General features: G+C 51.7%; 4 protein-coding genes. All 4 read right to left on the bottom strand.

Annotation, left to right across the window (positions count from 1 at the left end; genetic code table 11):
- On the bottom strand, nt 1-595 hold a 595-nt coding region (locus tag ABYW01_RS20050; protein WP_372836202.1), incomplete at its 3' end, for an aminoacetone oxidase family FAD-binding enzyme.
- A 46-nt stretch (nt 596-641) separates the two neighbouring features.
- The gene (locus tag ABYW01_RS20045; RefSeq protein WP_193953229.1) at nt 642-896 is read right to left on the bottom strand and encodes a CDGSH iron-sulfur domain-containing protein; all 255 of its coding nucleotides are present in this window, start codon (nt 894-896) and stop codon (nt 642-644) included.
- 71 nt (nt 897-967) lie between these two features.
- On the bottom strand, nt 968-1,240 hold the full coding sequence (locus ABYW01_RS20040; RefSeq protein ID WP_372836201.1) for a hypothetical protein: 273 nt from the start codon (nt 1,238-1,240) through the stop codon (nt 968-970).
- Nucleotides 1,237-2,154: a ribosome biogenesis GTPase YlqF gene (gene ylqF, locus ABYW01_RS20035; protein WP_372836199.1), complete on the bottom strand. Its 918-nt coding sequence runs from the start codon at nt 2,152-2,154 to the stop codon at nt 1,237-1,239. The genes ABYW01_RS20040 and ylqF overlap by 4 nt, the downstream gene beginning before the upstream one ends.
- Nucleotides 2,155-2,170: the final 16 nt, after the last annotated feature.

The following is a 2,170-nucleotide window of genomic DNA, read 5'->3' as shown; positions in this document are numbered from 1 at the left end:
GCGGCTGCAGGGTAAAAGGCACCAGCGCTGCACGGCGTTCCGTCAGACCTAAACCAAACTGCTGCGCAATATCAAAGGCAAATGGCGTCGCACCACCGTTAGGAATGGATAAACCGCCGGTAGAGATCACCAATGACTGACAACGCACCGGGCCTTTTGAGGTTTGCAGCTGATAACCGCCCTCAACCTGCTGAACGTTTTTAACTTCAGTTTCGGTCTGCAGCGTCACGCCCGCCCAATCACACTCGGTCAGCAACAGATCAAGAATCTCTTTACTGGATTCATTGCAAAACAACTGACCCAGTGTTTTTTCGTGGTATTCGATACCATGACGATCCACCAGATCGATAAAGTCCTGTGCGGAGTATCGACTCAGGGCGGATTTACAGAAGTGAGGATTTTCCGACAGAAAATTGGCCGGACCGTTATGGATATTTGTGAAGTTACAGCGCCCACCACCGGACATCAGGATTTTGCGCCCGATCTTTTTGGTATGCTCCACCACTAATACCGAGCGGCCGCGATAGCCCGCGGTGGCTGCACACATTAAGCCGGATGCGCCGGCACCCACAATAAGAACGTCGTACTGCTGCAAGAGAGCTGCCTCGATGGTGATCAAAAGGCGGCTATTCTAACACAACCTATAGGTTGTTTTTCTTATTGTGCGAGCCATCACACAACGGCGGCGTCGCGGTCTGTTTGCACATGCAAAGCCACACGGTACCACTACGTTCGGCAACAAATACGACAGGATCAATACCGGTTCCCTGATGGGAGCCGTCACAGAAAGGCTGGGAGTTGGAACGCCCGCAGGCACACCACGTGTAGGTTTTCCCCTCCTCCAGCTCAACTTCGATAGGCGAGTGCCCGGCACGGTGAATGGGTGAGTGAGACATGGTTTGATCTCCGGTTGTCTGTATCCCAAAAAATAGAAGAGGGTTTACCGGAGATCAAACTATAAACAGAATTAATCTGCTTTCTTATCAGCGTTCATCTTACGAATCTTGTCCGCCAGGCGACCGCCTTTAGGCCGACCCTGATCGTCGCCTGCGTTAGCAGCTTCTTGTTTATCCAGCTCTTTCTGGTAAACGGAGCGGTTTTTCTTACGGTCTTTCATCGCCCGTTTCTTACGCGCTTCATAGCTGTTGGGGTTGGCAAAGCGTTCAGCTTTGTTTGGCCCGGTTTCATCTTCAAAAATTAACTGGTTCGCATTGCTGCGTTTTTTCTTAGAACGGCTCATTTTTGCTCCTGTTGCTCAGCTTCAGCCAGAGCAGCGGCTTCAGCTTCTAGTCGGGCAATTTCTGCCAGACGATGTTTCTCTTCCCACTCGGCAACCGTCTCAAATGTGAGACGGCCCAGTTTGCCAGAACGCATCTCGTGCAGCAGCACTTCAGATGCCTTGTGCATATCAATCACGCCACCCGGACGCAGACCACCGCGTTTGCGGCCAATCTCTTCCAGCAGCTGATCAGCTCTTTCTGGCAGGGCTTTCAGTTTGTAGCGTTCCTGTGTGCGCTCTGAGTAGTCACTCAGCATGAATCCTGCGGCAAACAGTGCAACGTCTTCGTAGTCAATTGCGGTATCTTTGATCGCACCACTGGCGGCCAAACGGTAACCGGAATCTTTGTCTTCAATTTTCGGCCAGAGTATACCCGGTGTATCGGATAACGCCATGCCGTTCTTGGATGTGAAGCGGGTCTGGCTCTTTGTGACGGCCGGTTCGTTACCCACCTTCGCAATACGTCGACCTAACAGCGCATTGATCATGGTGGATTTGCCCACGTTGGGGATACCCATAATCATGGCCCGTACCGGACGATCTGCGTTGGAGCGTGACGGCGCCATTTTTTTACACAGGTCAGGAATGCGATTGATCTGCTTCTTCTGTTCGTAGTCCAACGCAACCGCCATGGTGTCCGGCTGTGCATTGAAGTAATCAAGCCACTCTTTCGTGCGGGCAGGATCAGCCAGATCACTTTTATTCAGAAGCTTAATAGCTGGCTTTCCCTTACGCAGGGTATCCACCAGCGGGTTTGTGCTGGACTGCGGCAAACGTGCGTCCAGAACCTCGATGATGACATCTACTTCGTCCATCACCTTGGCAATCTCTTTCCGGGCTTTGTGCATATGTCCCGGAAACCAGTTAATACTCAATGTAGCACCTAACTAT

The sequence above is a fragment of the Pontibacterium sp. genome, from assembly GCF_041587635.1.
In the GTDB taxonomy this organism is placed as follows: Bacteria; Pseudomonadota; Gammaproteobacteria; order Pseudomonadales; family Balneatricaceae; genus Pontibacterium.
This window is presented reverse-complemented; position numbering and strand designations above follow the sequence as displayed.

Bases quoted from the DNA above. Each gene is read 5' to 3' on its own strand.
- ABYW01_RS20045 (WP_193953229.1), bottom strand. From the start codon at position 896: ATGTCTCACTCACCCATTCACCGTGCCGGGCACTCGCCTATCGAAGTT.
- ABYW01_RS20040 (WP_372836201.1), bottom strand. From the start codon at position 1,240: ATGAGCCGTTCTAAGAAAAAACGCAGCAATGCGAACCAGTTAATTTTT.